Origin of the sequence: Streptomyces sp. RPA4-2 (assembly GCF_012273515.2) — a bacterium.
GTDB classification, from domain to species: domain Bacteria; phylum Actinomycetota; class Actinomycetes; order Streptomycetales; family Streptomycetaceae; genus Streptomyces; species Streptomyces kaempferi.
Genome location: NZ_CP050975.2, coordinates 7,964,008 through 7,990,954, shown reverse-complemented (window position 1 = coordinate 7,990,954; position 26,947 = coordinate 7,964,008). Strand labels below are relative to the sequence as shown.

Sequence of the window (26,947 nt, the reverse complement as noted above, 5' to 3'; positions counted from 1 at the left end):
CGACCGACAAGATCGCCGTTCGGGACCGGAGTACTAGGCTGACCGCCATGAGCGCACACTTTGACGTAGTGGTCCTGGGCGCCGGCCCGGGTGGATATGTCGCGGCGATCAGGGCCGCCCAGCTCGGGCTCAGCACGGCGATCGTCGAGGAGAAGTACTGGGGCGGAGTGTGCCTCAACGTGGGGTGCATCCCGTCGAAGGCGCTGTTGCGCAACGCGGAGCTGGCCCACATCTTCACCCAGGAGGCCAAGACCTTCGGCATCCAGGTGAACGGGGAGGTGACCTTCGACTACGGCGAGGCCTTCACCCGCAGCCGCAAGGTCGCGGACGGGCGCGTCAAGGGCGTCCACTACCTGATGAAGAAGAACAAGATCACCCAGTACACCGGTCGCGGCACCTTCAGCGACGACCACACCCTGCGGGTCGCCCTCACCGACGGCGGCACGGAAACCCTCACCTTCGACCACTGCATCGTCGCCGCCGGCGCCACCACGAAGCTGCTGCCGAACACCTCGCTCAGCGAGCGCGTGGTGACGTACGAGGAGCAGATCCTCTCCGACACGCTCCCTCGGAGCATCATCATCGCGGGCGCGGGCGCCATCGGCGTCGAGTTCGCCTATGTCCTGCACAACTACGGCGTCGAGGTCACCCTCGTCGAGTTCCTGGACCGTATCGTCCCGCTGGAGGACGAGGAGGTCTCCGCGGAGCTGACCCGCCGTTACAAGCGGCTCGGCATCAACGTGCTGACCTCCACCCGTGTCGAGGCGATCAACGACTCGGGCGACTCGGTCAAGGTGATGGTGACCACGGGCGGCCAGCGGCAGACGCTCCATGCCGACAAGGTGCTGCAGGCGATCGGCTTCCAGCCGCGCGTACAGGGCTACGGCCTGGAGAACACCGGTGTCCGGCTCACCGACCGCGGGGCGATCGACATCGACGGGCGGTGCCGCACGAGCGTCCCGCACATCTACGCGATCGGTGACGTGACGTCGAAGCTGATGCTCGCTCACGCGGCGGAGGCGATGGGCATCGTGGCGGCCGAGACCATCGCCGACGCGGAGACCATGGAACTCGACTACGTCATGATCCCGCGGGCGACCTACTGTCAGCCGCAGATCGCCAGCTTCGGCTGGACCGAGGCGCAGGCCCGTGAGAGGGGCTTCGACGTGCGGGTGGCGAAGTTCCCGTTCACCGCCAACGGCAAGTCGCACGGCCTGGGCGACACCGCGGGCTTCGTGAAGATCCTCAGCGACGCCCGGCACGGTGAACTCCTCGGTGCCCATCTGATCGGGCCCGAGGTCACCGAGCTGCTGCCGGAGTTGACGCTCGCCCAGCAGTGGGACCTGACCGTCCATGAGGTCGCCCGCAACGTGCACGGCCATCCGACGCTCGGCGAGGCGGTCAAGGAGGCGATCCACGGACTGGCGGGTCACATGATCAACATGTGACCCGGGACAATGCTCGCCATGACCGACGGGACGAACGACGCCGAGAGCCGCCTGGCCAGGATCGAGCGGCTCCTGGAGAGCCGGGAGCGCGAGGTGGCGCCGGCCTGGCGCCGCGTGACGCGTGGTGAGCCCCGCTGGGCGGTGACCGCCGTGATCCTGGTGGCGGTCACCCTCCAGCTGACGGTGCCGCACGATCTCACCCTCCAGCCCTACTGGGTGCTGCCCGCCCTGGAGTTGGTGCTACTGGCCGGTCTGATCGTGGCGAACCCCCGGCGGGTGGAGCCCCGGAGCCGGTGGCTGCGCTGGCTGGGCCTGGCTCTGATCTCCGTGATCAGTCTGGCCAACGGCTGGGCGGCGGTCAGGCTGGTGGCGGGCCTGGTGACCGGCACCGAGGGCGAGGACGCCGGGCCGCTGCTGCTGACCGGCGGTGGGATCTGGCTGACGAACGTCATCGTGTTCGCCCTGTGGTACTGGGAGTGGGACCGCGGCGGACCGATGGCGCGGGCTCGGGGCCATCACCAGTTCGCCGACTTCCTCTTCGTGCAGATGCAGAACCCGGAGACCGCGCCGCCCGACTGGGAACCGGCGTTCCTGGACTACCTGTACCTGTCGTTCACCAACTCCACGGCCTTCAGCCCGACCGACGTGATGCCGCTCTCGCGCTGGGCCAAGATGCTGATGATGCTGCAGTCCTCCATCTCGTTGGTGACCGTGGTCCTGGTGGTCGCGCGGGCGGTCAACATCCTTCGCTGACGCAGGTGTTGGGCACCCGCACCCGCACCGGCACCGGCACCGGCACCGGCACCGGCTCTCCCCCTCCCTCCCCCTCCCCCCTCACCGTCACCGTCACCGGATCTCCTGTTCGGCCCAGATGATTTTTCCCTCGGATGTGTACCGGGCGCCCCAACGGTGGGCGAGTCGGGCCACGAGGAAGAGCCCGCGACCGCCTTCGTCGGTACTGCGGGCGTGCCGCAGCCGCGGCGCGGTGCTGCTGGCGTCGGCGACCTCACAGGTCAGGCGTGCGTCGCGGAGCAGCCGCAGCCGGATGGGCGGTGCGGCGTAGCGGATCGCGTTGGTGACCAGCTCGCTGACGATGAGTTCGGTCGTCATGGCCAGGTCGGTGAGGCCCCAGGCTGTCACCTGGCGGGTCGCCAGATCGCGGAGTTCACCGACGGCGGCCGGGTCCAGGGGCACCTCCCACGAGACGACGTGGCCGGGGTCGAGGGTGTGGGTGCGCGCGAGGAGCAGGGCGATGTCGTCGGGCTGGGGCACCGGCACCAGCTGTCGCACCGCGGTCTCGCAGAGGGTGCCGAGGTCGGTGCCGGGCCGGGACAGCACCTGTCCGAGACGGGCCATGCCCCGGTCGATGTCCTGGTCGGCTCCCTCGATGAGGCCGTCCGTGAAGAGACCCAGCAGGCTGTTCTCGGCGATCTCGATCTCCATGGCCTCGAACGCCATCCCGCCGAGCCCCAGCGGAGGCCCGGCGGGAAGTTCCGGGTAGCGGACGTGACCGTCGGGGGAGACGACGACCGGGGGCGGGTGGCCGGCCCGCGCCATGGCGCAGCGCCTCGTCACCGGATCGTAGACGGCGTACAGGCAGGTGGCTCCGAGAAAGGTCGTGACGGTCCGGTCCTCCGTCTCCTCGCCCGTCTCCTCCTCGCTCAACCGGAGCACGAGGTCGTCGAGGTGGGCCAGCAGTTCGTCGGGCGGCAGATCCATGTCGGCGAGCGTCTGGACCGCGGTGCGCAGGCGCCCCATGGACGCGGCCGCGGAGATGCCGTGACCGACCACGTCGCCGACGACCAGGCCCACCCGCGCGCCGGACAGCGGGATCACGTCGAACCAGTCGCCGCCGACCCCGTCGGTGGCGTCGGCCGGCAGATAGTACGAGGCCACCTCCAGCGCCGTGCCGCCCGTCAGGGCGTGGGGCAGCAGACTGCGCTGCAGGGTGACCGCCGCCGTGTGTTCGCGGGTGTAGCGGCGGGCGTTGTCCACGCACAGCGCCGCCCGCGCCACCAGCTCCCGGGCGAGCAGCACGTCGTCCTGGTGGAACGGGACGGGGTTCAGCGACCGTACGAACGTGGTGAGGCCCAGGGTGGTGTTCCGCGCCCGCATCGGCACGGAGATGAGGGAGTGCATGCCGAACTCGCGGAGGCGTGCGGCCCTGGCGGGCTCTTCGCCGCCCCACTGGTGGCCGTTCGGGTCGAGGACCGGGACGAAGACCGGTTCGCCGCTGACGAGCAGGCTCAGGCTGTGCGGCGGGGGGACGAACTCCACCTTGTCCCCGATCCGGGCTACGGCCTCCGGGCAGCCCTCACGCACCGAACTCATGCCGGCCCGGCGCATCACCGGCTTGGCGCGGGCGGGTCCGGCGTCGCACAGCCATGTCCCCTGTCCCTCGGCGCTGAGGACGGGCTCCAGGAGATCGACGACGACGAAGTCCGCGAAGCGGGGAACGGCGAAGTCGGCGAGCTCCTGGGCCGTCGCCATCACGTCCAGGGTCCTGCCGATGCCGGTACCGGCCTCGTTGATCAGCGAGAGGAGCCGGCGGGCGTTCCAGCGCTCGGTGACGTCCAGGACCATGTAGCAGACGCCGGTGACGGAGTTGCCGGCGTCCACCAGGGGGAAGAAGGAAGCGGAGTAGGCGTGTTGGCGATGGGGGTCGGACCAACTCCATCCCGCGTACTCGTGGTCGGTGATCGGGGCCCCGGTCGTCAGCACCCTGCGCATCAGGGCCTCGATGGTGTCCGCCTGTATCCCCGGCAGCACCTCGCTCAGACGACGGCCCAGCCGCTGGTCACGGGGGACGCCGCCGAGGCTTTCCAGGGTGTCGTTCAGCCAGAGGTAGCGCAGTTCCGGATCCATCACGGCCATGCCGACCGGCGAGCGGGTCAGCAGGCCGTCGAGAACGGACTGGCCCACCGTCCACCGCGGCCGCTGTTCCCGTGCCGAGATCAGGAAGCACTCGTCCGCGCCGACCGGAAAGGACGCGGACACCCGCAGGTCGACCTCGACGCGGGAGCCGTCGCGGTGCCGCAGAGGGATCAGTCCGTTCCAGCCCACGCCCGCACGGCACCGTTCCGCGACGCCGGCCACGCGGGCCGGGTCCCCGGGCATCGCCAGCAGCGGGGCGGCGGAGCGGCCGACGACCTCCGGGCCGCAGTAGCCGAGAAGCGCCTCCGCGCCCCGGGTCCAGCCGACCACGACGCCGGCGCCGGAGACCAGCGCCACCGCGTCGTTGGACGCGTCGAGGACCTCGCGCGCTCCCGCGGACACCGGCGCGTCCGCGTCGTCTCGACCAGAAGCCATGGCTCCCATCCTCGCCACCTCCGCGTGTTCCCGCCTGGCCGCCCGCTGCGTACGGTCCCGACGGAGCGACGCGGGTTCCGGGGGGAGCGGCCCGGAACTCGAGGCGGCGGCCCGGATCCCCGGAGAGGGGCACGGGCCCCGGGCAGCGGTCCGGATCCCCGAGGGCTGTCCGGATTGGGCGCCCTGCCAGGGCCCGGGAGGGAGGGAGGGACAGGGCCCGGGAGGGGAGGAAGAGCCCGCTTCCCGTGGGCCGGTGGGCCCGCGGCCCGGCGGCGATTCCTCCCGTCTGATGCGGTTCAGCCCCCTCCCGAGGATCTCCACGTCGTAGGATTGCCCCAAAGATCCTGACATGCCCGTGCCGGAGCCATGATCGGGTCGAGCTGTCGAGCCGCATCAGGGCGGTTGTCTTGACCAAGCCCGCCGGGAGTTCTCGTGCACAGGCCGCTTGAGTGGATCCGCCAGGACCTCCGTCCGGGCCCCGACTCCGCCTCCGTGCGCCCGGCCGGTTCTCCCCGGCCGCTCCCGCCGACGGCCGGCCCCCGCCGGAGCGGGCAGTGAGGTGGCCCGGGAGCCGCGGCTCCGAACGACGCCGTACGGAGCGGTCGAGTGCCACAGGTCTGCAGGGACCGGCGACGCCCCTGTGGCTGCGCTGGCTGCCGGTCCTCTACGTCGCCTTCCTCCTGCTGCTCGAACCCGTCACCCCGGTGCAGTGGCCGGTCAGCTTCCTGCTCATCGCGCTCCCCCTCGTCGCCGCCTACGCCCACGGCCCCGCCGTCGTCGCCGCCGTCACCGTGTTCGCCGTGGTGTTCGAAGGCGTCCTGGCCGGAACCCCGTGCTGCGCGGGCCGCTCGGTGGGCTATCTGTGGGAGCGCCACTACGTGGCCTCGTACATCTCCACCGCCCTCGTCGGTGTCCTCGGCACGATTCTGGCCGCCCACCGCATCCACCGGGAACGGACCCTGGCCACCGTGCGCTCCGTGGCCGAGACCGCGCAGCGCGTGCTGCTGCGCCCGGTGCCCCGCCGCCTCGGCCAGATCTGCGTGGAGACCCTGTATCTGTCCGCCGCCGCGGAGGCACGCATCGGGGGCGATCTGTACGAGGCGGTGCCCACCACGTACGGGGTGCGCCTGCTCATCGGCGACGTCCGCGGCAAGGGCCTGGTCGCGGTGGAGACGGCGGCGGCGATGCTCGGCGCCTTCCGCGAGGCCGCCCACGACGAGCCCGATCTGGCCGGGGTGGCGCGCCGGGTCGAGAAGAGCATGAACCGCAGAGCCGCGCTGCTGCCGGGCAGTGAAGGCGCGGAACGCTTCGTCACCGCGGTGTTCGCCGAGATTCCCGACGACGAACCCGTCGTCCGCATCGTGAACTGCGGCCACCCGCCGCCGCTGCTCATCGCCCGGGACAGCGTCACCGAGCTGGACTCGGACGACCCCTCCCTCCCTCTCAACCTCGGTGTTCTCGTCGGGGACGAGTACCACGTGGACGTGGTGCCCTTCCACCCCGGCAACCAGCTGCTGCTCTACACCGACGGAGTCACCGAGGCACGGAACCGCGCCGGCGACTTCTACCCGCTCGCCGAACGTGTCCGGTCCTGGTGCCGCTTCCCGCCCCGCGAACTCCTCGACAGCCTCCACCAGGACCTGCTGGCGCACAGCGGCGGGAACCTCGACGACGACACCGCCGCCCTGGCCGCGTACCGCATCCCGGAGGCAGCCCCGGGCCAGGACGGCGGGAGCCGCGACCGGGCCGAGGCGTGTCGGAGCGGGGGGCTCGGAGACGGTCCGGCCCGGACGGAGCCGCACCCGGCCGGTCCGCCCCGGACCAGTACAGGCCGCGCCGAGTCGCCCCACACCCGTCCGCCCCGGAGCGATCCGTCCGCGAGCGATCCACCCCTGAGAGGTCCAGCCGGGAGCGGTCCGACCGGGAACGGTCCGGCGGAGCCCTCCGGGCAGTAGCCCCAGGGCGTGTTGCGAAAGTCCCGCCTGCCTCGCGACACCTCGCACGCCCTCCGGGCGGACGACGGGACTTTCGCAACACGCCCTAGATCGGGTCTTCCTGCTCCGCGGGCTCCTGGACGGGCTCCGCGACGCTCGCCGGCAGCGCCTGTTCGGCCCAGATCACCTTCCCCTGCGGGGTGTACCGGGTGCCCCAGCGTTCGGTCACCTGGGACACCAGGAACAGACCGCGGCCGCCCTCGTCCATCGTGGCCGCGTACCGCAGATGCGGCGAGGTGCTGCTCCCGTCGGCCACCTCGCAGATCAGCGTGCGGTCGCGGATCAGCCGTACGTGGATCGGCTCGGAGCCGTAGCGGATGGCGTTGGTGATGAGCTCGCTCAGGACCAGCTCCATGCCGAAGCCGAGCTCGGACAGGTCCCACTCGGCGAGCTTCTGGGACAGGGCGTCGCGCATTCCCGCGACGGCGGCCGGGTCGAGCGGTACGTCCCAGTCGGCGATCCGGTCGCGCGGCAGGCCCCGGGTGCGGGCGATGAGCAGGGCAACGTCGTCCTTGGGGCGTCCGGGCAGCAGCTCCTCCAGCACGGCCCCGCAGCTCTCCTCGGGTGTCCGGTCGGGATGACCCGCGAGGGCGGCGCCGAGCAGGTCCATCCCCACGTCCAGGTCGCGTCTGCGGTCCTCGATGAGACCGTCGGTGTACAGGACGAGCTGGGTTCCCTCCGCGAGCTCGAGCTCGGTGGTCAGGAACGGCATGCCGCCGAGGCCGAGAGGGGGGCCGGCCGGCAGGTCCGGGAAGGTGACGGTCCCGTCGGGGTGGACGAGCGCGGGTGCCAGGTGCCCCGCGCTCGCCATGACGCAGCGACGTGTCACGGGGTCGTAGATCGCGTAGAGGCAGGTGGCGCCCACGACCCCCACGGCGCTCTCCGTACCCGCCTCGTCCTGGTCGATGAGGCCGACCAGGTCGTCCACGTGGCTCAGCAGTTCGTCGGGCGGCAGATCTAGGGTGGAGAAGTTGTGCACCGCGGTCCGCAGCCGGCCCATCGTGGCGGCCGCGTGCAGGCCGTGGCCGACGACGTCGCCGACGGCCAGCGCCACTCGGCTCCCCGGCAGCGGAATCACGTCGAACCAGTCCCCACTGACGCCCGACTGGGCGGGGAGATAGCGGTAGCCGACCTCCAGCGCGCTCAGCTCGGGCAGGGCCCGCGGCAGCAGGCTGCGCTGGAGGGTGACCGCCAGCGCGTGTTCGCGGGTGTAGCGGCGGGCGTTGTCGATGCTGACCGCGGCCCTGGCCACCAGCTCCTCCGCGAGCGACAGTTCCTCCTCGTCGAAGGGCTCGTGCTGCTCGCAACGCCAGAAGTTGGCCATGCCCAGCACCACGCCGCGGGCCTGGATCGGGGCGGCGATGAGGGAGTGGATGCCGTAGTCCATGATCCGCCTGGTGCGCGGCGGGTCCTGCGCGTGCCAGCCCGTGGCGGTGGACAGATCGGTCACCAGCTCGGAGTGGCCGGTTCCGTAGCCGCGCGCCTGGGGCGTGGAGGGCACGAAGTCGATCAGCCGGCCCTTCTCGTAGAGCGGGTGGTCCTTCCGGATCCCGCACACGGCCGTGCGCCGCATGCCGGTGGCCGTGAGGGCGGGCTCCTCGCCGCGCAGCACCGCGTCGGCCAGGTCCACGGTGACGAAATCGGCGAAGCGGGGCACCGCGACCCTCGCCAGCTCGTCGGCCGTGCGCAGCACGTCCAGGGTGGTGCCGATGCGGACTCCCGCGTCGTACAGCAGCTTCAGCCGCTCGCGCGCGGTCTCCGCCCTGCCGGTCACCGCCTGAAGTTCGGTGGAGTCGCGCAGTGTCACCACCGTGCCCTTCGGACCTCCGCCTCGATCCGTGGGACGCTGGTTGACCGCGAGCAGCCGCTCCCCGGCGAAGTGCACCTCGTCGGTGGCCTCGCGTCCGGAGACGAGCAGCGCCACCGTCTCCTCGTCGAGGCTCGACAGCTCCGACACGAACTGTCCCTCGGCGTCCGACGGCAGCGCGAGCAGCCGTTTGGCCTCGTCGTTCGCCAGCAGCAGCCGGCCGTCGCCGCCGATGATGAGCACCCCTTCACGCACGGAGTGCAGCACCGTGTCGTGGTGGTCGTACATACGGGTCATCTCTGCCGGGGCCAGGCTGTGGGTCTGCCGCCGCAGCCGCCGGGCCACCAGTGCCGTGCCGCCGGTGGCCACCACCAGCGCGCCCGCCCCGGCGCCCAGGATGATCGGCAGTTGCCGGGCCACCTGGTTGCTCACGTTCTTGACCTTCATCCCGGCGGAGACGAGGCCCACCACCTTGTTCGCGTCGTTCTTGACCGGAACGGTGGCCTGCACCTCTCGGCCGAGCGGGCCGTTGACGCTCTCCGTGTAGATCTTCCCCGCCAGGGAGGGCGCGATGTTGCCCACGAACCGCTTCCCGATCAGGCGCGGCAGGGGGTGGGTGTAGCGGATCCCCTTGGTGTTCAGGACCACGATGAAGTCGACACCGGCCGCCTTCCGCCCGGCTTCGGTGAGCGGCTGGAGGATCTTGCTCGGCTGGGGGCTCTCCAGCGCGGCCACGACACCGGGAGAGTGCGCGAAGGTCTCCGCGACCGCGAGGGAACGGCGCTTGGCCTCGGCGTCGGTGTCGCGCTTCGACTGCAGGGCGAGCCCGAGCACGCCGAAGGCGACGAGCAGCACGACCAGTGCCACCTGGAGAACCAGCACCTGCCCGGCTACGCTCCGCGGGCTCTTGCTGACCAGTGGCCTGAGTGAAAACCGTCCAAATCCGGCGAAACGATTCGCCATGTGACCTTTCTAGCACTGGTGATCCCGGGCGGCCATGGGCCACCCGGGGGCGGCTCCGCCCCACGCGACACTTCACTCCTCCGGTCCACCTCCCGGCCGGCCCGGTCGTCGCCGGGCCCGGTGGCCATGGGGCGCCACTCGCTCCGCGGCCGGCCCCCGGGGCGGGTGGTCGCGGCGTACGGCACCGTCCCTCACGCCCGGATAGTCCATGCGGGCGGATGATATGAGGAGGTATGCCCCTCTTGCCACCTCTTGGTGTCATAGTGCGGCCATGAAGATCGCGACCGCCGCCGGCCGAGTCCCTAGCCGCCTGCGTCCGCGGACCGGCGGCGGCGTCCACCGGCCGACGACCACTCCGGTCCGCCACCCGTCGAGCACGACCGCCTGCCAGGGGACGACCACGCCCGCTTGCCCGCGGACCGCCGCGTGCTCGTACAAGGGCTCATGTCCGTACATGGGCTCACGCTCGTGTCCATGCTCGTACACGGCCGCGTGCCCGCGTACGACCGCGTGCTCGTACACCGCCGCGTGCCCGCGTACGACCGCCTGCACGTACGCCGCCGGGTGCGCGCCGGACCGTGCGGGGCGCGACGCCTGCCGGTTCCTCCGGTGAACGCGCCGCTCACGCCGCCCTCGCCGGAAGCGGACCTGCCGGGACGCCCCCGCAGGGATCTCCGCTCGCGCCGTACGGTCGTCGCTCTCACCCTCACCGGTGCCGTCGGCATCACCGGCGCGGTCGCCCTCGCCGGCGCTCTCCCCTCCGGGGACCACCGCGGCTCCGCACGCCTCGGCATCCATGCCCCCGGCCCCTCCCCCGCGCCCCCCGCCTCGCCCGCGACCTCCCCCTCTCCCGGCGCTCCGGGCATCGGCGACCCGCTCATGCCGCTCGACGGCAACGGCGGCTACACGGTCCGGCGCTACACCCTCGACTTCGACTGGGCGGCACCGAGAACACCGTTCGGCGCGAGCACCACCATCGACGCCACCGCCACGCAGGCGCTCTCCCGCTTCGACCTCGATTTCGCGGGCAACACACTGCGCCGGGTCACCGTCGACGGGACGCCGGCGCGCACCGTGCGCGACGGCGACGAACTCGTCGTCACACCCTCGCGACCCATCCCTCACGGCGGCACCTTCACCGTGCGGGTCGACTACACCGCCGACCCGGCACGGCAACGTCACCGGGGCGACGCCATCGCGGACTACGGCTGGGTGCCCACGCCCGACGGCACCGTGCTCTACCCGCAGCCCGACGGCGCCAAGATGATCTTCCCGGTGGACGACCACCCGAGCCTGCGGGCGCCGGTCACCTTCCACATCACCACCCCACCGGACGTCGGCGCGGTGGCCAACGGCAGGCTCGTCGAGCGCGTCCGGCGGCCCGACGGACGGATCCGCTGGACGTACGACTCCGAGCACCCGGTCGCGGCCCAGCTCGTGCAGATGGCGATCGGGAGGTTCGCGTTCGTCGAGAGCGCCGGTCCGCGCGGCCTGCCCGTTCGGGACGTGGTCCCGGACGGCCTGGTCACCGGCACCAAGGCGTACCGCGCACTCACCTCCGAGCACCTGGCCTGGCTGGAACGGCGCCTCGGCCCGTACCCCTTCCGCCGCTACGGCGTCCTGGTCGCGGACACCGACCTGCCGGTGGCGCTGGAGACGCAGTCCCTGTCCGTGGTGCCGAGGGCCGACCTGCTGGGCGACCGGGTCGACGCCGAGCGCAACCTCGTCCACGAGCTGGCCCATCAGTGGACCGGCGACAGCGTCGCCATCCGGCGGTGGTCCGATCTGTGGCTGAGCGAGGGTCACGCCCGCTTCTACGAGCGTCTGTACTCCGGCGCACACGGCGGCGACAGCTTCGAGAGCGCGATGCGGACGGCGTACGAACGGCACGACCAGTGGCGTCATGACGACGGGGCCCCCGCCGAACCCGACGGTGACACGCATCTGTTCAAGCAGATGCGGTACGACGGTTCGGCGCTGGTGCTCTACGCCCTGCGGGAGAAGGTGGGCGAGGAGACCTTCGGCAGGATCGAGCGGACCTGGGTGACGACGTATCAGGGCCGGGCCGCGGGCACCCACGATTTCGTCGCGCTCGCGTCAGGCGTCGCCGGCCAGGATCTGAGCACCTTCCTGACCCCGTGGCTTTACGGGGCGCACACCCCGCCCATGCCGGGGCATCCCGACTGGCACCCGGACCCGGTCCGGGGCTGAGCCGCCGCGCCGTCCGCCGGTCCGTCGGTTCGCCACCCCGTCGGTCCGTCAGTTCGTCACCCCGCCGGTCCACCGGCTCGTATCGCCGTCGGTCCGTCAGCTCGTCACGCGGCCGGTCCGTCAGCCGTCCGGCCCACCGGTGCGGTCCGCCATGACACTCCGTCACCCGCCTCGTCGTACAGCACCGTCACACCCCCGTTCCGCTCACCCTCGCGCGGAACTGGCGTCTTTTGCTGACTATCCATCAGATATGAAGATCCTGCCGCCGACCGGGTGGCCTCTGCCGGGCCGCTGGTCCACACCGGTGACGCTCGGCGCGCCGTCGCGTGTCGGGCACGGAAACGTACAGGGGGTGGTGCAAGGGGCAACTCCTTGTCCTGGCCGCGACGAGCATGGTTGGAGATCCCCCGCGATGAAGAGACGTGCCGCCCGCCGAATCCCCAGCGCTGGACGAGGGCGCCGCCGGACCGTCCGCATGACCGCGTCCGCCGCTCTCCTGGTGCCGCTGCTGGCCGGTTCTCCGGCGTGCGGCGGCCCGGCGGCCGAGCCGAAGCTGCAGAACGTCTTCACGGATGCCGCGGACGAGTACCACGTGCCGCGGAGTGTGCTCATGGGCGTCTCGTACCTGCAGTCGCGGTGGGACTCCCGGCCGGGCGCCCCGAGTGTCGCGGGCGGCTACGGTCCGATGCACCTGGTGGACACCCGTCGGGCGAAGGCCCCGGCGACCTCGCCGAGCGGAAGGGCCGAGGGGCCCGCGATCGCGGCGGGGCCGTCGGCCGCTCCCCTCGAGAACGCGTCGGGCAACCGCTCCGAGCAGCCGGCGGACCTGCGCCGTGCCGCCCTCCTGATCGGGGCCCCGGCGGGACGGCTCCGGACGGACGCCGTCGCCAACGTACGGGGCGGCGCGGCGCTCCTGGCCGCGGTGCAGCGACAGCTCGGCAAGCCGCTCAGCACCGACCCGGAGGACTGGTGGGACGCGGTGGCGCGCTTCTCGGGCACGGACGACGCCGCATCGGCCGCGAGGTACGCGGACGATGTCTTCTCGCTGATCCGGCAGGGCGCGCACCGCACCACCGACGCGGGAGAGCGCGTCACCCTTCCGGCCAGCCCGCGCGTGCGCCCTCGCGCCGCCGACGCGGCGAAGGCGCGGCGGGCGAAGGAGGTCGAGTGCCCGCCGGAGCTGGACTGCGACTGGCTCGGCGCGCCGTACGTGCGGACGGACGACGGTAGTTACGGCAACCACGACCTGGCCGACCGGCCCCGGGACCAGAAGATCGACTACATCGTCATCCACGACACCGAGGCGGGCCTGCGGTCGATGCTGCAGACCGTGCAGAATCCGAAGGAGCCGTCGTGGCACTACTCGATCAGTTCCCGCGACGGCCATGTGACCCAGCACGTCAGGACCAAGGACATGGCCTGGCACGCGGGCAACCAGATGCTGAACGCCCGTTCGATCGGTATCGAGCACGAGGGATTCCTGAAACAGCCCGACACCTGGTACACGGAACAGATGTACCGGGCCTCGGCCCGTCTGGTGCGCTACCTGGCGAAGAAGTACGACATCCCGCTCGACCGGCAGCACATCCTCGGCCATGACAACGTGCCGGGTCCGACCGCCTCGTCCATTCCCGCGATGCACGACGACCCGGGACCCTTCTGGGACTGGCGGCACTATTTCGACCTCCTCGGCGCGCCCCTGCGTGCCACCGCCGAGGCCGACAGCGACATGGTGACCGTGCTGCCGGACTACGCCGCCCACATGCCGGCGTTCACGGGCTGCGCCCAGGCCGGCACGCCCTGCGCGCCGCACGGCTCCAGCGCGGTCCGCCTCCGCACCGAGCCCGACGCGAGCGCACCGCTGGTCCAGGACCCTGGCCGGCACCCGGGGGGCGAGGCCTCCACGGTGGACGTCGACGATCTGGGGTCGCGGGTCTCCGCGGGCCAGACCTTCGCGGTCGCCGGGTACGAGGGCGACTGGACGGCGATCTGGTACCAGGGTCAGCGGGCGTGGTTCAAGAACGCGAAGGACCACCCGACCGCCGTCGGCGCGAGCGGCCGGATGGTGACTCCGAAGGCGGGCCTGAGCGAGGTCCCGGTCTACGGACGCGCCCTCCCGGAGAAGGACGCCTATCCGGAGGGCGTGCCGGAGCAGCCCGAGTCGCCGCTGCCGTACCACTTCCTCGCGGGGCAGCGGTACGCGACCCAGTCCCGCCTCATCGGGTCCCACATCGACAGGTCGGAGTTCCGCGACACGCCGAGCCCGGTCGTGGCGGGCCATGAGGAGTGGTACGAGATCCAGCTCGGGCACCGGATCGCCTTCGTCCGGGCGAGCGACGTGGACGTGGTCGAGTCGCGGGGGTCCGGGACCACGGCGGGGAATGCGGCGCCCCCACGCGAGCGGTGACCGCACCGGCCGGGCGGGGGTCCGGCTCCCCGGTGGGCATCACGGCCGCACGGCGAGGGAGGCCTCGATGCGGCGGAGCTGATGGTCCATGGCCGTCAGCCACACTTCGAGATCGACGAGGGTGGGCAGCCCCGGATGGTGCCACGGCAGCGGCGGAGCGCAGGGGCGCCGACCGGGCCCGTGGCACTTCTCCGTCCTGAGGTGCAGGGCGATGCGGTCCACGTCCGTCGTCAGTTCGGCCGCCGTCCTGCGCGCCCACGCGCACGCCTCCGGCGGCACATCGGCCAGCGGCACCTCGAAGCAGGGAAGCCGCTGGGCGCCCAGCACGGTGTGGTACGCCACCACGAGTACCCCGTGCCAGTCGGCCTGGGCCCCCTCCCAGGCAGCGGGCGGCTCACTGCGGAACTGCGCGTAGGCGGCCTCCGCGAGCCGCAGATGATGCAGGGTGGCCCGGGTCGGGGGCGCGCAGGGGTCGGCCGCCGGTGCCTCGAGCAGCGCCTCGACCGTGGCGGGTACCAGCTCCCCGCAGGAGCGCAGCAGGCTCGCCATGGTCCGGCGGACCTCCCTGCGTGCCCCCGCCGGCCAGGCCAGCAGCCCGCACAGCAGGCCGATGACGCTGCCGGTGACGACATCGACGAGGCGTGCCTCCGACAGCCGCCAGGTGGTCGGGGCGATCTGGGCGAAGGCCAGGGCGACCACCAGGGTGAACAGCCCCTGTGCCCAGGCGACTCCGAGCCGCGGGCCCAGGGCGAAGGCGATGAGCATGCCCGGTACGAGGAGGACGGCGTAGGCGTCCAGGTGCCGTCCGACGGCGATGAGCAGGACACCGGCGGCGACCGCTCCCACCAGATTGCCGGCCACCGCCTCGCGCACCGCGCGCCAGGTGGCGCCGACCGTGGTGCGGGCGAGGGTGAGGACCGTCAGCAGGACCCAGAATCCGTGTGCGAGGTCGAGGGTGCCCGCGACGAGCCGGGCGAAGGCGAGCCCGCACGCGACCCGTACCGCGTTCTGGAACCACACCGAGCGATGCGTCGCGTTGCCCGCGATCCGGCGCCCCCACAACGACGCCGTGGACAGGTCCACGTACCAGAAGAGGTCACGGGGCGAGAGCGGTGAGCCGCGGCGTCCGGCGGCGGCGACACCCACGGCGGTGACCGCGATCCACGCCGACTCCGCCAGTGTCAGGACCGCGGCCTGCCGTCGCAGTACGCGGCTGTCCACGCCCTGTTCCCCGGGATCGGCGGCGCGACGGATCCGGTCGGCCTGGAAGCGCTGGATCTCCTTCCGCAGCAGATCGGCCGGCGGCGGTGGCCGACCGGTGCGCAGGGCCGAGGCCATGTCGGCGCACGTGCCCGCGACACGGGCCCGGAGCACCGCGGACGCCGGGTCCGTGCCCAGCGGTACGCCCTCGGACGCGGACAGCTCGGACTGCGAGGCCAGTTGGTCCAGGATCCTGCGGGCCGCGGCGCCCGCCTGTCCCAGCGCGCGGTCCCCGCGGCCCGGTCCGGTGGGGCGCTCACCGGGCGCGACCCGCGACAGCCGCATCCCCTCACTGAGTTCCCGCAGCGTCGCGACGGGGACGCGGTCCGGCTCGGCCGTCGCGACCGCGCCCGACTCCAGCGCGTCGGCGAGCAGGTCGCGAAAGCTGATGGCGGGCGGGCCGCGCAGAAGGTACGCGTGACACAGCGCGAGGAGGACGACGCCCACGGCCACGCCCGTCAGCCTCCCGCCCAGCGTCTCGGGGGCGTAGGGCGGGAAACAGGCCAGGATGTAGAGGAGTTGCAGACCGGGCGCGGGTCCGGCCGCGCGAGGTCCGGCCACCACGCTGAAGCTCAACAGGAATCCGACGACCAGCATGCCCGCCACCGCGGCCGCCGTGGACTGCGCCAGTGCCGTGCCCAGAGCGACGAGAGCCAGCCCGAACGGCAGGGTCCGCAGTGTGATGCGCGCCTGCCGCGGGCCGCTCCCGGGAATGGTGGACAGCAGGCCGAGCGCGATGGGGGTGAACAGCGCGTACAGCGCCGCCACGGGTTGGTGGAGACCATAGAGGAACACGTAGAAGCCGACGCTCGCCGAGAGGGTGACCCGCACGGACCGGTGTACGACCGCGGAACCGACGGGTCCGGGCCTCATACCCGCTCGCCGCCCACACCGGCACGCCCGCCGCGGTCGGGCCGTGACGGGGGTGGCTGCGGTGCGCTCGTGCGGCTCATGGGGCACATGCGGGCGTTCCTCTCGGCAGGCGCCGTGGGTGCTCGGCGACCGGGCCTCTGCCCATTTTCGACCCGGCGGAGGACGCGCGCACGTGGTGGCGGTCACCGCCGGGTGCAGGGGGACGGGGGGACTCGTAGCCTGAAACGGTGCGGTCGCGGGCTCGGGGCGTCCGACGGCGCGGGGAACGGGAGTCGCCATGGCGTACCGGTTCAACGAGAACGACCAGTTCGACCACGAGGTCCGCATCGCTCTGGGCTCCGTCTGGCGGCACGGCGCGGACGTCGGCGAGGTACTGGCGACTTCGGCCGCCCTGTCGGACGCCGGCGGGGAGACCTGGTTCTGGACCTGGGCCGCGCTCGGCCGCCGGGTCCGGGAGCAGGGCGAGAAGAGCGCGGCCCGCGGCCGGTCGGTCAGTGCCCGGGACGCCTTCCTGCGGGCCGCCGGATACTTCGGCCTGGCCCTCGTGGGCGTCGAGTCGTGCGAGGACCCGCAGACACGGCTGCGCGAGGTGTTCGGCGAGCACCGCGACTGCTTCGACCGGTTCGCGCAGGCATGGGACCCGCCCGCCGAGCGGGTCGCGATCCCGTACGAGGGAAGGACGCTGCCGGGCTACCTGGTGAGCCCGCCCGACCGTCCCGGGCCGCTGTCGACCGTGATCGTCAACAACGGCGGCGACGGCCCGGTCAGCTCGGCCTGGACGCTTCTCGGCGCGCCCGCCGTGGCCCGGGGCCACCGCGCGCTGTTGTTCGATGGGCCGGGTCAGCAGTCCATGCTGTTCGACCACGGAGTGACGTTCCGTCCGGACTGGGAGAAAGTCGTCACGCCGGTCGTGGACTTCCTGTCCGCGCGGTCCGATGTCGACGCCGGGCGCATCGCGCTCGCCGGAATCAGCCAGGCGGGTTACTGGGTTCCGCGCGCGCTCGCGTTCGAGCACCGGATCGCCGCGGCGGTCGCCGATCCGGGTGTCGTCGCCGTCGCGGAGAGCTGGTGGCGCCCTCTCGGCCCGGAGTTGCGCGGCCTGTGGGACTCCGGTGACCGCGACACGTTCGACCGCGTGGTCCGTGACGCTCTGGACGCGGACCCGGCGCTCGCCGCGATGTGGCGCCGGCGGGCCCGGCCGTACGGGGTCGACTCGCCGTACGACCTGCTGGCCGAGGTCTCCCGGTACGACGTGACCCCGGTGGCCGGGCGGATCACCACTCCGCTGCTGATCACCGACCCGGAGGGGGAGCACTTCTGGCCCGGAGCCGCGCGGCGGCTCTACGACGCGCTGCCCGGTCGGAAGGCGCTGGTCTGCTTCACCGAGGCCGAGGGTGCCCATCTGCACTGCGAGCCGACGGGCCGCGCGTTGTTCGAACAACGTGTCTTCGACTGGCTGGACGACCGCCTGGCGGCCGGACCACCGGAGTGATCCGTCCCGACGGCCGCGGACACCCGCCGTGAACTCGTGTCCCGACAGCCGCGGACACCGAGCGTGGGACCGGCACACGGTGGGGCGGGGTTCCCGAGGCCTGAGCCCGGGAACCCCGCCCCACCGTTTCCGTCAGGACCTCAGCAGGCGCCCTCGTCCTGCCAGACGCCCCAGTCGGAGGCGACCGGAGTCTCGTTCTGGGTCCACCACTTGGCCTTCCAGTTGTGATTGCCGTACGACACCTCGTTGCCGGCGGTGTAGACGGCGGTCGAGCTCCAGGCCGGCTTGCACCCGGTGCCCGGCGGCGTGGGAGTCGGGGTCGGGGTGGGAGTCGAGGTGGGCGGCGTCACTCCGGCGAACTTCACCGAATACTTCGCGAAGTCCCAGGAGTTCTGCGCGACGCTGGAGCAAGTGCCCGATGTGCGGCCGCCGTTGTCGGCCGGGGTGCACTGGCGGTCGCGGTTGAGGGACCAGAACGTGAAGCGGTCCATATGGTGACCGGTGGCGTAGTCCAGCACGGTCTGGAAGTCGGCCTGCGTGAAGTACTCGCCGGTGTCGCTGCGTCCGTTCATGCCGGAGAAGCCCTCGTGGGCGTAGGCGGTCGCCTGGTCCCAGCCGAAGGTGGACTGCAGGATCTGGTTGAAGTTGGTGAGCGCGCCGGTCTGCGAGGCCGCGCCGTTGAAGCCGCCGTCGAACGGCATGATGGAGAAGTTGTTCGGGGTGAACCCCTGCGACTTGGCCTCCAGCAGCATCTGCTTGCCGAACCAGCCGGTACCGTCCGCCGTGCCCGCGGTGGTCACGGAGACGTACAGGCCGGGGTTGTTCTGCTGGAGGATCTTCGCGGCGCCGATCTCGTTCTTGATGGCCGCGGTGTTCTCGTACTCCGGCTCCTCCAGGTCGAAGTCGATGGCGTGCAGACCGTACTTGGTGATGACCTGCTGGTACGCCGCCGCCGTGGCGGCCGGGTCCGAGCATGCCTGGCCGAGCTTCGTACCGCCGTACCCGCCGATGGAGACGGAGACGTCGCCGCCCTTGGCGCGGATGGTGTTGACGACCGACTGGACGGCGGTGTCCGAGGAGACCGCGGCCGTGCCACCCCATGTGGGGCTGCAGCCACCGCCGTTGGGGGCGAGGACGAAGGCGAGCTGGAACGCCTTCAGGCCGGTGGCGTCCATGATGGCGGCCGCGTCCGGCGGGTCGTTGTCGAGCGGCATCAGATAGGGAGCCGCGGCGTACCAGCGGTTGGCGAGTGCGGAGGTCGCGCCGGAAGCGCTGCCCGCGATCAGTGCGGTCGTGCCCGCCGCGGCGAGTCCGACGGCGGCGACTGCGCCCAGACATGCGCGAAGACGTCTCACTGCGTGCCTCCAGGGGAGAGGGGGTTCGCCCCCAGCTTCGTGATGCTGTTGCGGCCATGTCAATGGATTGGCCTAGACCAGATTCCCCTTTGGACTAGACCAGGCGAAATTTTTACCTCTCCCCCGCCGCTCGCCGGAGCGGGCGACGGCACTCGCACGGGCACGCGCGCCCGGCGGGGCCGGCCGGGGTCACCCCCGTCGGCCCTCCAGCGCCGACGCCACACGCTGCGCGGTCTTCTCACCCGCGTGCTGCTTGATCAGGCCTTCCTTGGCCACCGCCCGCACCTGTATCGCCGTGGTGTCCTCCTCGACACGAGTCACGGTGACCGTGACCACGACCGGGTTCATCGCCGCGAAGCCCGCCCCCGACAACACGCGCAGCGCCGCCCCGTCCGCCCCCGAGCGCAGCAGCGCCGGATCCGTACCGCCCGTCGACTCGAGCAGGCTCCCGCGGACGCGTTCGAGGGCGAGATCGAAGCTCAGCGGCAGCCGCAGCTCTATCTCGTGGACGTCGTGTTTGAGGAACCTGGCCGCGAACTTCGCACCGAGGCGCCCCTGTCCGGCGATCGCGCCGAGGGCCTCCTCCAGAAGCCTGTCCTCCGAGTGATCCAGCATCCGACTCCCCTGCCCCTCACCTGCACGAATGGCCGCTCACCCTAGCGTGCGAGGCCCCTTCCCCGGAATGCCGGCGTCCCCTCGGCCCAGCGGACGCCCCCGAGCCTGGGCCCGCGCCTGCGCCCGGACGGGGCGGAGTGGTTCAACTGGGTCATTCTGAGGGCGATGCCGGTCGGGGCGGTCCGCTTCGCGAAGTGGTACCCGGCACCCAGCAGAGCCGTGACCGGCAACACCCCGCCCCGGATCGCCGTCAGGACACGGTTGGTCCGCCGGAACACCGGCGAGTCCCCGTACCCGGGGGGCACCGACTCGCGTGCGTACTGCTCGGTGAACGGCGTGAAGGCGAGGGACCCGAGCGCCACGGCGGCGATCACCCCGTTGGACACGCGTCGGGTGCGCGGCCGGACGCATCGGCCCGCGCGGGCCCGGGTTCGGGTCCGGACCCGGCCTGCGCCCGGTCCCCGTCCGTCACGAGCGGCACGCGCGGCACGGGGCTCGGCCGCGGACCGGCCCCCGCGCCGCCGGGCGGCGCGGTCCTGCCGGGCCCCGGCCCTCCGGGGCCGGGCGTCGCATCGGATGGAGCCATCGGCACCTCCGCGGCCTGAGCCGCCGTATCGGGCCGAGGGCACGAGGTGTCCCCCGGCTCGGCGCTGAGGCGAGACCTCTGCCTCTCATGCTGCGACCGCCCCGTCCCCGCCGCATCCGCTGCGCCCGTCCGACAGGGAGACGCAGGTCACATCCGGCCGCACCGCCCTGATGTCACATCCCGCCGATCCGGTCCGTCAAGGGTGTGAATCCACCGACGCGACGAGGAGACCACCATGAACGCCGACGCCCGTCTCAACTTCTACACCAGCCCCCTCACGGCCCAGTTCGCGCGGCACATCAACTCGGCGGGCAAGGTCGTCTCGGACTCGGCACTGCCCCACACGACGCAGGAACTGGTCAAGCTCCGGGCCAGCCAGATCAACGGCTGCGGCTTCTGCACGGACATGCACACCAAGGACGCCGCGCACGCCGGTGAATCCCCCCTCCGTCTCCACCTGGTCGCGGTCTGGCGGGAGGCCACGGTCTTCACCGACGCCGAGCGCGCCGCCCTGGAGCTGACCGAGGAGGGCACCCGGATCGCCGACGCCGCCGGGGGCGTGTCCGACGAGGTCTGGGCGAACGCCGCCAAGCACTTCGACGAGGAACAGCTCGCCGCGCTGGTGTCCCTCATCGCCCTGATCAACGCCTACAACCGTCTGAACGTCATCGTGCGCCAGCCCGCCGGCGACTACCAGCCCGGCCAGTTCGGATGACCGCGAGCAACTGACCCCGGGTCACGGCCGGTGGCGCCGACGCCGGCGCCACCGGCCGCATGCACCACCCGGATCCACCGTCCGGATCCATCGCTCGAATCCACCGCCCGACTGCACCTGCCGAAGCCGCCGGCACCGGCGGACCACGGCCGGCGCCGGCACACCGCCCTCGCTCACGGTCGGACCGTGCCGGGTAGTACCGCGGTACCACCCGATGGCCGTAGTTCACCCCCCGGTACCACGGCTCGCGGGGTCCCTGGCGTCTAACGTCGCAGGTGAGGCGCTCCAGAACCGGTGTGGCGCCCGGACGCGAGGGATGAGCGATGATCGAGGCACAGCAGCTGACCAAGCGGTACGGGGAGAAGACGGCGGTCGACCATCTCGACTTCGTCGTCCGGCCCGGCACCGTCACCGGCTTCCTGGGACCCAACGGCGCGGGGAAGTCGACGACCATGCGCCTGATCGTCGGGCTGGACGCCCCGAGCAGTGGCTCGGTACGCGTCGGTGGCCGCCGCTACGCCCAGCACGCCGCCCCCCTGCAGGAGGTCGGCGCGCTGCTGGAGGCCAAGTCGATCCACCCCGGCCGTTCGGCGTACAACCACCTCCTCGCGCTCGCGCTCACGCACGGCATCCCGCGCCGCCGGGTCGACGAGGTCATCGAACTGGCCGGGCTCGGCAGCGTGGCCAAGAAGCGGGCGGGCGCGTTCTCGCTCGGCATGGGCCAGCGCCTCGGCATCGCGGCGGCCCTGCTGGGTGATCCGCAGACGGTCATGCTGGACGAGCCGGTCAACGGTCTCGACCCCGAGGGCGTGCTCTGGATCCGCAACCTCCTCACCGAGCTCGCCGCCGAGGGCCGTACCGTCTTCGTCTCCTCGCACCTCATGACCGAGGTCGCGCTGGTGGCGGACCACCTGATCATCGTGGGACGGGGCCGGCTGCTGGCCGACACCACCGTGCAGGACCTGATCCGCGAGGTGGGCGGCGACACCGTGAAGGTGGCCACCGCCGATCCGGCCCGGCTGCGGGAGGTGCTGGCCGGTCCCGGCGTCGACATCACCGGCCACGCGGGCTCCGAGGAACTGCACGTGACGGGTGTGACGGCACGCCAGATCGGGCTGAAGGCGGCCGAGCACGGCATCGCGCTGTTCGAACTGAGCGCGAAGTCCGTATCACTGGAGGAGGCGTTCATGGACCTGACCAGGGATGCCGTCGAGTACCACGGCTCCACCACCGCGACCGGCGCCGGCGTCGAGACCCCCGGGAGGGCCGCATGAGCACCATCACCGCGACCGAGACCTCCGCTCCGCTCCCCGCACCCGTCGCACGCCCCGACTACCGGGTGACCGGACGCCGCGTGCTGCGCTCGGAGTGGGCCAAGCTGTGGTCCCTGCGCTCGACCTGGATCACGCTCGGCCTCGGCCTGCTCTTCCTGGTGGCCTTCGGCCTGATCGCCGCGGCCCAGTTCAAGTCGAGAATCAACTCCGGCCACCACATGGACCCGGACTTCGCCCACTCCACCGCCGTCAGCCTGTCGCTGTTCGGCACGAACTTCGCGCAACTGGCGCTGGGCGTCCTGGGCGTGCTCGTCACGGCGGGCGAGTACTCCACCGGCATGATCCGCTCCACGCTGGCCGCGGTGCCGCGCCGGCTGCCGGTGCTCTGGTCCAAGTCGGCCGTGTTCGGTCTGGTCTCCCTCGCCGTGGGCACGCTCGGCGCGTTCGTCGCCTTCCTGTTCGCGAGCGGCATCGTGTCCGGTACGAGCGCGGCCATGACGTTCTCGCACCCGGGTGTGGTGCGCAGTCTGCTGGGCGCGGGCCTCTACCTCGGTCTGGTCGGTGTGATCGGCGCCGCCCTCGGCGCGCTGCTGCGCTCGGTGGCGGGCGGTATCTCGGTGCTGGTCGGCGCTCTGATGCTGGTCCCCGGCCTGATCTCGCTCCTGCCGAGTTCCTGGCAGGACGACATCAGCCCGTACCTGCCCAGCAACGCGGGCGAGTCGATGTTCGCCCTCACCCATGACAGCACCACCCTGTCGCCCACCGCCGGGCTCGTCGTCTTCGTCGGCTGGACCGTGCTGGCGCTGGCGGGGGCCGCCTACCGGCTGGTGCGCAGCGACGCCTGACGGCCCGCGCACCCCGCGTATCGTCCGCTGTCGATGCGGTGCCCGGCTCATCCGGGTGCCGTGCCGCAGTGCCTCGCCCACGATGGACAGGTGACACCCGTGACCGCCGACGACACCGCCGGTATGAGCCCCCTGTTCGCCCGGCTGACCCGCGGCGGACAGTGGCTGCGGCAGGCGGACCGGGCGCGTCCGTGGGTGCTGGACACGGCCGTGGTCGTGCTGGTCTTCCTGATGTTCTGTCTGGCGGACCTGGTGCACGGGCACGACGGCCGGCGCGAACTCGCCGCGAGGTTCACCCGCCCGCCCCTCGCCGGGATGCTGGCGCTGCAGGCCGGACTGGTGCTGCCGCTGCTGTGGCGGCGCAGGAATCCGTCCGCGGCCTTCGCCGTCATCATGGCGGTCTTTCTCCTGCAGTGGTCGCTCGGTGTGCTGCTGCGCGCCGACGTCGCCCTGCTGATCGCCCTGTACAGCCTGACGCTGCACGGAACGCTGCGGCGTCTGGCGTGGGCCTGTGCCGTCACGGCCGTCGGCCTGGTCCTGGTCGCCGTGCGGGCCTCCGCCGTGGTGTCCGTCTGGGACGCGCTGTTCTTCCTGTTCAGCGCGGCGATCGCGGCCGTCGCCGTGGGGATGGCGGTGCGCATCCGACGGGCCCAGCTCGCCGGACTGCGGGAGCGCGCGGCCCGGCTGGAGATCGAGCGCGACCAGCGCAGCAGACTGGCGGCGGCCACCGAACGCACCCGGGTGGCCCGCGAGATGCACGACATCGTCGGCCACAACCTCGCCGTCATGATCACCCTCGCCGACGCCGGTGCGTACGCCTGCGACGTCACCCCCGAACGGGGCAAGCAGGCGCTGCTGCTCATCGGCGACACCGGCCGCCAGGCCCTGGGCGAGCTGCGCCGTATGCTCGGCGTGCTGCGCGAGGAGGCCGAGGCTCCCGCGCTCAGTCCCCAGCCGGGCATCGTCGACATCGACGCGCTCTGCGCGCGCATCCGCTCCGCCGGCCCTCTGATCACCTACCGGACGGCCGGTGACACGGACGCACTGGACGGCGGCGTACAGCTGACGGTCTACCGGATAGTCCAGGAAGCGCTGACCAACAGCCTCAAGCACGCCGGAGCCGACACGCGGGTCCGTCTCGCGATCGGGGTGGAGGGCGCGCGGGTACGGATCCGCGTCCAGGACACCGGGCCGCCGGACGACTCGCGGCCGGCCGGTCCCCCGAACGAGGACGGGCACGGGCTCGCCGGCATGCGCGAACGGGCGGCGCTCTACGGCGGCACGGTCGACGCGGGGCCGGTGCCCCGCCCCGGCCGCGGATGGGCCGTACAGGCGACCCTCGACCTCACCCCGCTCCCCGGCTCCGAAGGCGGAACCCCTTGACCACCGTGCTCATCGTGGACGACCAGCCCCTGCAGCGCTTCGGCTTCCGCATGCTGCTGGAGTCCGTCCCCGACACCGAGGTGGCGGGCGAGGCCGCGCACGGTGCCGAGGCCGTGCGCAAGGCGGCGGAACTGCGCCCCGACGTGGTCCTCATGGACGTCCGGATGCCGGGCATGGACGGCATAGAGGCCACCCGCCGGATCATCGCCACGGGCGGCCGCTCCAGGGTGCTCGTCCTGACCACCTTCGACCTGGACGAGTACGCCCACGCGGCCCTGCGCGCCGGGGCGAGCGGCTTCCTCCTCAAGGACGCCCGTCCGGAGGAGCTGTTGGCGGGCATCCGCGCCGTCGCCGCGGGGGACGCCGTCATCGCCCCCGCCCTGACCCGGCGTCTCCTCGACGCGTACGCCCAGCATCTGCCGGGTCAGGGCGTACCGGACGCGGACGCCGACCCGAGGCTGCGCTCCCTCACCGACCGCGAGCGGGAGATCCTGGTGGCCATCGGCAGGGGCTGGAGCAACGGGGAGATCGCCACGCGCCTCGTCCTGTCGGAGTCCACCGTCAAGACCCACGTCGGCCGGGTCCTCGCGAAGATCGGCGCGCGCGACCGGGTCCAGGCGGTCATCTTCGCCTACGACCTGGGCCTGGCCCGCCCCAACAGCACCGCGTGACCGGGCTGGGAGGCAGACCCGCCTCCCGGCCGCGCGTACGGGTTCGGACCACGTCGTAGTGACCCGGAGGCATAAGTGTCCCGGAGGCATAGTCGCCACACCCCTCGAGGGGAACATCCGTGCGGATGGGGGACGTCGATGGCGTACCGGAGACCGGTGTGGCCGTGCTGCGGAGTCTTAGCCACGGGGCTGTCGCCGGCCGCCCGTTCGGGGCCGTGGAGCCGGGGCAGGACCTGACCCCGGGACGTCGCCGTGTCCCCGCGCGCCTACGTCCTGGCCGGTGTTCGTCGCCGGAGCAGGTAGAGGACCGCGACGGCGACCAGGACCGCCATGCACGCGATGAACACCAGCCCGGCGCCCTCCAGTCCGATCCGGTCCGCCAGTACTCCCGCGCCGATCACCGGCAACGAGATGCCCACGTACGCCACCACGAACAGCAGGGAGATGACCGCCGCGCGCTGGTGGTCGGGGGACGCCTGGGCGACCGCGGACAGCGCCCCGCGAAACGCGATCCCCTGCCCGGCCCCGCCGACGATCGCGCTCAGCACGACCAGCACCAGCAGGTCCCACCGCAGCGCGCCCGCGAGCAGCGCCAGCCCCGCGAGGAGCGCGGCGCAGCCCACCGGCAGCGATCGCCCCAGCCCGATGACACCGACGGCGAGTTGTCCCGCGGTGGAGGCGAAGAAGGCCAGCGCGACGACCAGCCCGCTCACGGCGCGGCTGTGCACGTCCAGGGAGTGTTCGAGGAACGCCGGGCTGACCGCGGTGAACACACCGAACAGCGCGAACCCCACGAACGCGGCGATCGCGGCCGGCCCGAAGACCGCCCGCACCTGCGCGGGCAGGCCGGGCCGTTGCGGCCGTACCGTGCGCAGCGGCCGCCGCTCCCCCACGGTCTCCGGCAGCCGGAGCAGCACGGCGACCGAGCAGGCCACCAGGACGAGATGTACGGCGAAGGGCAGATACAGCGGCCAGGGGGCGTACTGCGCCAGCAGTCCGGCGAGCAGCGGACCACAGCCGAGACCGCCCATGTTGGCGGCCGTCGCCACGAGCGTGCCCCGGGAGCCGCTGCCGTGCGGTGCCAGATCGATCACGTAGGCCGTGGCGGCGCCGGTGAACAGACCGGCGGACAGTCCGGACAGCAATCGTCCCGCGTAGAGCCAGCCCAGCCCGGTGGCACACAGGAAGCAGACGGCGCTGACCGCCGCGAAGGCCAGGCCGCACAGCAGCACCGGTCGTCTGCCCACCGCGTCCGAGGCGTTGCCGGCCAGCAGCAGCACGCCGATGACCCCGAAGGCGTACACGGCGTACACGACCGTGACCATCAGCTCGGAGAACCCGAACTTCTGCTGGTAGAGGTTGTAGAGGGGGGTCGGCAGCGTGGTGCCGGCCATGCACACCGCGAACACCGCCCCGCCGAGCAAACACTGGCGCCACCCTCGGCGAACACCGTCCATGCCGCCGACAGTAACCCCGCGATCCGGCCCGGACCGGTGCGGCGTGCCCGGCGTGCCGGGTGTGCTCCGCGTGCCGCGCGCAGGGGGGTCGCGGGCCGGTTGAGTAGTGGCTACTGATCCGCCGCCCGCCGGACTCGGCCACAGTGCTCGTGTGGCGACGACGGGGGGATTACCCATGGGACAGGGATTCGGGGGCCCGAGGGCCCGAGGGTCCGGGCCCCACGTTTTGGACTTGCAGGTCCATTTTTTCCCTCGCACAGTGGACCTCGTGCCCTGGCCGTC

19 protein-coding genes are annotated in these 26,947 nt (G+C 72.2%); 11 read left to right on the top strand and 8 right to left on the bottom strand.

Going from position 1 to position 26,947, the window contains the following annotated elements:
* Positions 1-47 precede the first annotated feature (47 nt).
* Together lpdA and HEP85_RS34855 are read left to right on the top strand one after the other, a co-directional pair.
* A complete protein-coding gene (lpdA, locus tag HEP85_RS34860) occupies positions 48-1,448 on the top strand; it encodes a dihydrolipoyl dehydrogenase (protein WP_168531498.1) in 1,401 nt (466 codons plus the stop codon).
* A gap of 18 nt (positions 1,449-1,466) precedes the next feature.
* Positions 1,467-2,201: a DUF1345 domain-containing protein gene (locus HEP85_RS34855; RefSeq protein WP_168531497.1), complete on the top strand. Its 735-nt coding sequence runs from the start codon at positions 1,467-1,469 to the stop codon at positions 2,199-2,201.
* 93 nt (positions 2,202-2,294) lie between these two features.
* Here HEP85_RS34855 and HEP85_RS34850 read toward each other — a convergent pair whose 3' ends face one another.
* Complete coding sequence (locus HEP85_RS34850; protein ID WP_369657976.1) at positions 2,295-4,757, bottom strand: SpoIIE family protein phosphatase; 2,463 nt, start codon at positions 4,755-4,757, stop codon at positions 2,295-2,297.
* A gap of 554 nt (positions 4,758-5,311) precedes the next feature.
* On the opposite strand from HEP85_RS34850, the gene HEP85_RS34845 reads away from it, so the two are divergent.
* Positions 5,312-6,712: a PP2C family protein-serine/threonine phosphatase gene (locus tag HEP85_RS34845; protein WP_369657975.1), complete on the top strand. Its 1,401-nt coding sequence runs from the start codon at positions 5,312-5,314 to the stop codon at positions 6,710-6,712.
* Between the two features lie 85 nt (positions 6,713-6,797).
* Here the strand turns inward: HEP85_RS34845 and HEP85_RS34840 are convergent, their stop codons facing one another.
* Together HEP85_RS34840 and HEP85_RS34835 are read right to left on the bottom strand one after the other, a co-directional pair.
* Positions 6,798-9,521 (bottom strand): SpoIIE family protein phosphatase, encoded by a 2,724-nt coding sequence (locus tag HEP85_RS34840; protein WP_329292365.1) that lies wholly within the window; start codon positions 9,519-9,521, stop codon positions 6,798-6,800.
* Between the two features lie 258 nt (positions 9,522-9,779).
* Positions 9,780-9,977 carry a hypothetical protein gene (locus tag HEP85_RS34835; RefSeq protein ID WP_329292362.1) on the bottom strand — a complete coding sequence of 66 codons (198 nt, stop codon included), beginning with the start codon at positions 9,975-9,977 and terminating at the stop codon, positions 9,780-9,782.
* A gap of 18 nt (positions 9,978-9,995) precedes the next feature.
* Between HEP85_RS34835 and HEP85_RS34830 the strand changes: the two genes are divergently transcribed.
* Positions 9,996-11,732, top strand: coding sequence for a M1 family metallopeptidase (locus HEP85_RS34830; protein WP_369657974.1), 1,737 nt, complete (start codon positions 9,996-9,998; stop codon positions 11,730-11,732).
* A gap of 475 nt (positions 11,733-12,207) precedes the next feature.
* The gene (locus HEP85_RS34825) at positions 12,208-14,139 is read left to right on the top strand and encodes an N-acetylmuramoyl-L-alanine amidase (protein WP_168531493.1); all 1,932 of its coding nucleotides are present in this window, start codon (positions 12,208-12,210) and stop codon (positions 14,137-14,139) included.
* Between the two features lie 39 nt (positions 14,140-14,178).
* Here the strand turns inward: HEP85_RS34825 and HEP85_RS34820 are convergent, their stop codons facing one another.
* Positions 14,179-16,272, bottom strand: coding sequence for an FUSC family protein (locus tag HEP85_RS34820; protein ID WP_369657973.1), 2,094 nt, complete (start codon positions 16,270-16,272; stop codon positions 14,179-14,181).
* Between the two features lie 277 nt (positions 16,273-16,549).
* Between HEP85_RS34820 and HEP85_RS34815 the strand changes: the two genes are divergently transcribed.
* A complete protein-coding gene (locus HEP85_RS34815) occupies positions 16,550-17,764 on the top strand; it encodes a S9 family peptidase (protein ID WP_168531492.1) in 1,215 nt (404 codons plus the stop codon).
* A gap of 140 nt (positions 17,765-17,904) precedes the next feature.
* Here the strand turns inward: HEP85_RS34815 and HEP85_RS34810 are convergent, their stop codons facing one another.
* The 3 genes from HEP85_RS34810 to HEP85_RS34800 form a co-directional block, all read right to left on the bottom strand.
* Entirely contained in the window at positions 17,905-19,119 is a 1,215-nt protein-coding gene (locus HEP85_RS34810; protein WP_211118114.1) for a chitinase, read from the bottom strand.
* A 189-nt stretch (positions 19,120-19,308) separates the two neighbouring features.
* Positions 19,309-19,734, bottom strand: a complete 426-nt coding sequence (locus HEP85_RS34805; protein ID WP_168531491.1) for a hypothetical protein — start codon at positions 19,732-19,734, stop codon at positions 19,309-19,311.
* Between the two features lie 41 nt (positions 19,735-19,775).
* Positions 19,776-20,120, bottom strand: coding sequence for a hypothetical protein (locus HEP85_RS34800; RefSeq protein WP_168531490.1), 345 nt, complete (start codon positions 20,118-20,120; stop codon positions 19,776-19,778).
* A 435-nt stretch (positions 20,121-20,555) separates the two neighbouring features.
* On the opposite strand from HEP85_RS34800, the gene HEP85_RS34795 reads away from it, so the two are divergent.
* The 5 genes from HEP85_RS34795 to HEP85_RS34775 all read left to right on the top strand — a co-directional run bounded on the left by HEP85_RS34795 (position 20,556) and on the right by HEP85_RS34775 (position 25,208).
* A complete protein-coding gene (locus tag HEP85_RS34795) occupies positions 20,556-21,035 on the top strand; it encodes a carboxymuconolactone decarboxylase family protein (protein WP_168531489.1) in 480 nt (159 codons plus the stop codon).
* 323 nt (positions 21,036-21,358) lie between these two features.
* The gene (locus HEP85_RS34790) at positions 21,359-22,309 is read left to right on the top strand and encodes an ATP-binding cassette domain-containing protein (protein WP_168531488.1); all 951 of its coding nucleotides are present in this window, start codon (positions 21,359-21,361) and stop codon (positions 22,307-22,309) included.
* On the top strand, positions 22,306-23,154 hold the full coding sequence (locus HEP85_RS34785) for an ABC transporter permease (RefSeq protein WP_168531487.1): 849 nt from the start codon (positions 22,306-22,308) through the stop codon (positions 23,152-23,154). Before HEP85_RS34790 ends, HEP85_RS34785 begins: the two co-directional genes overlap by 4 nt.
* Before the next feature lie 90 nt (positions 23,155-23,244).
* Positions 23,245-24,537: a sensor histidine kinase gene (locus HEP85_RS34780; RefSeq protein ID WP_248002195.1), complete on the top strand. Its 1,293-nt coding sequence runs from the start codon at positions 23,245-23,247 to the stop codon at positions 24,535-24,537.
* The gene (locus HEP85_RS34775) at positions 24,534-25,208 is read left to right on the top strand and encodes a response regulator transcription factor (protein WP_168531486.1); all 675 of its coding nucleotides are present in this window, start codon (positions 24,534-24,536) and stop codon (positions 25,206-25,208) included. The genes HEP85_RS34780 and HEP85_RS34775 overlap by 4 nt, the downstream gene beginning before the upstream one ends.
* 266 nt (positions 25,209-25,474) lie before the next feature.
* Here HEP85_RS34775 and HEP85_RS34770 read toward each other — a convergent pair whose 3' ends face one another.
* Entirely contained in the window at positions 25,475-26,665 is a 1,191-nt protein-coding gene (locus HEP85_RS34770; RefSeq protein ID WP_168531485.1) for an MFS transporter, read from the bottom strand.
* Positions 26,666-26,947: the final 282 nt, after the last annotated feature.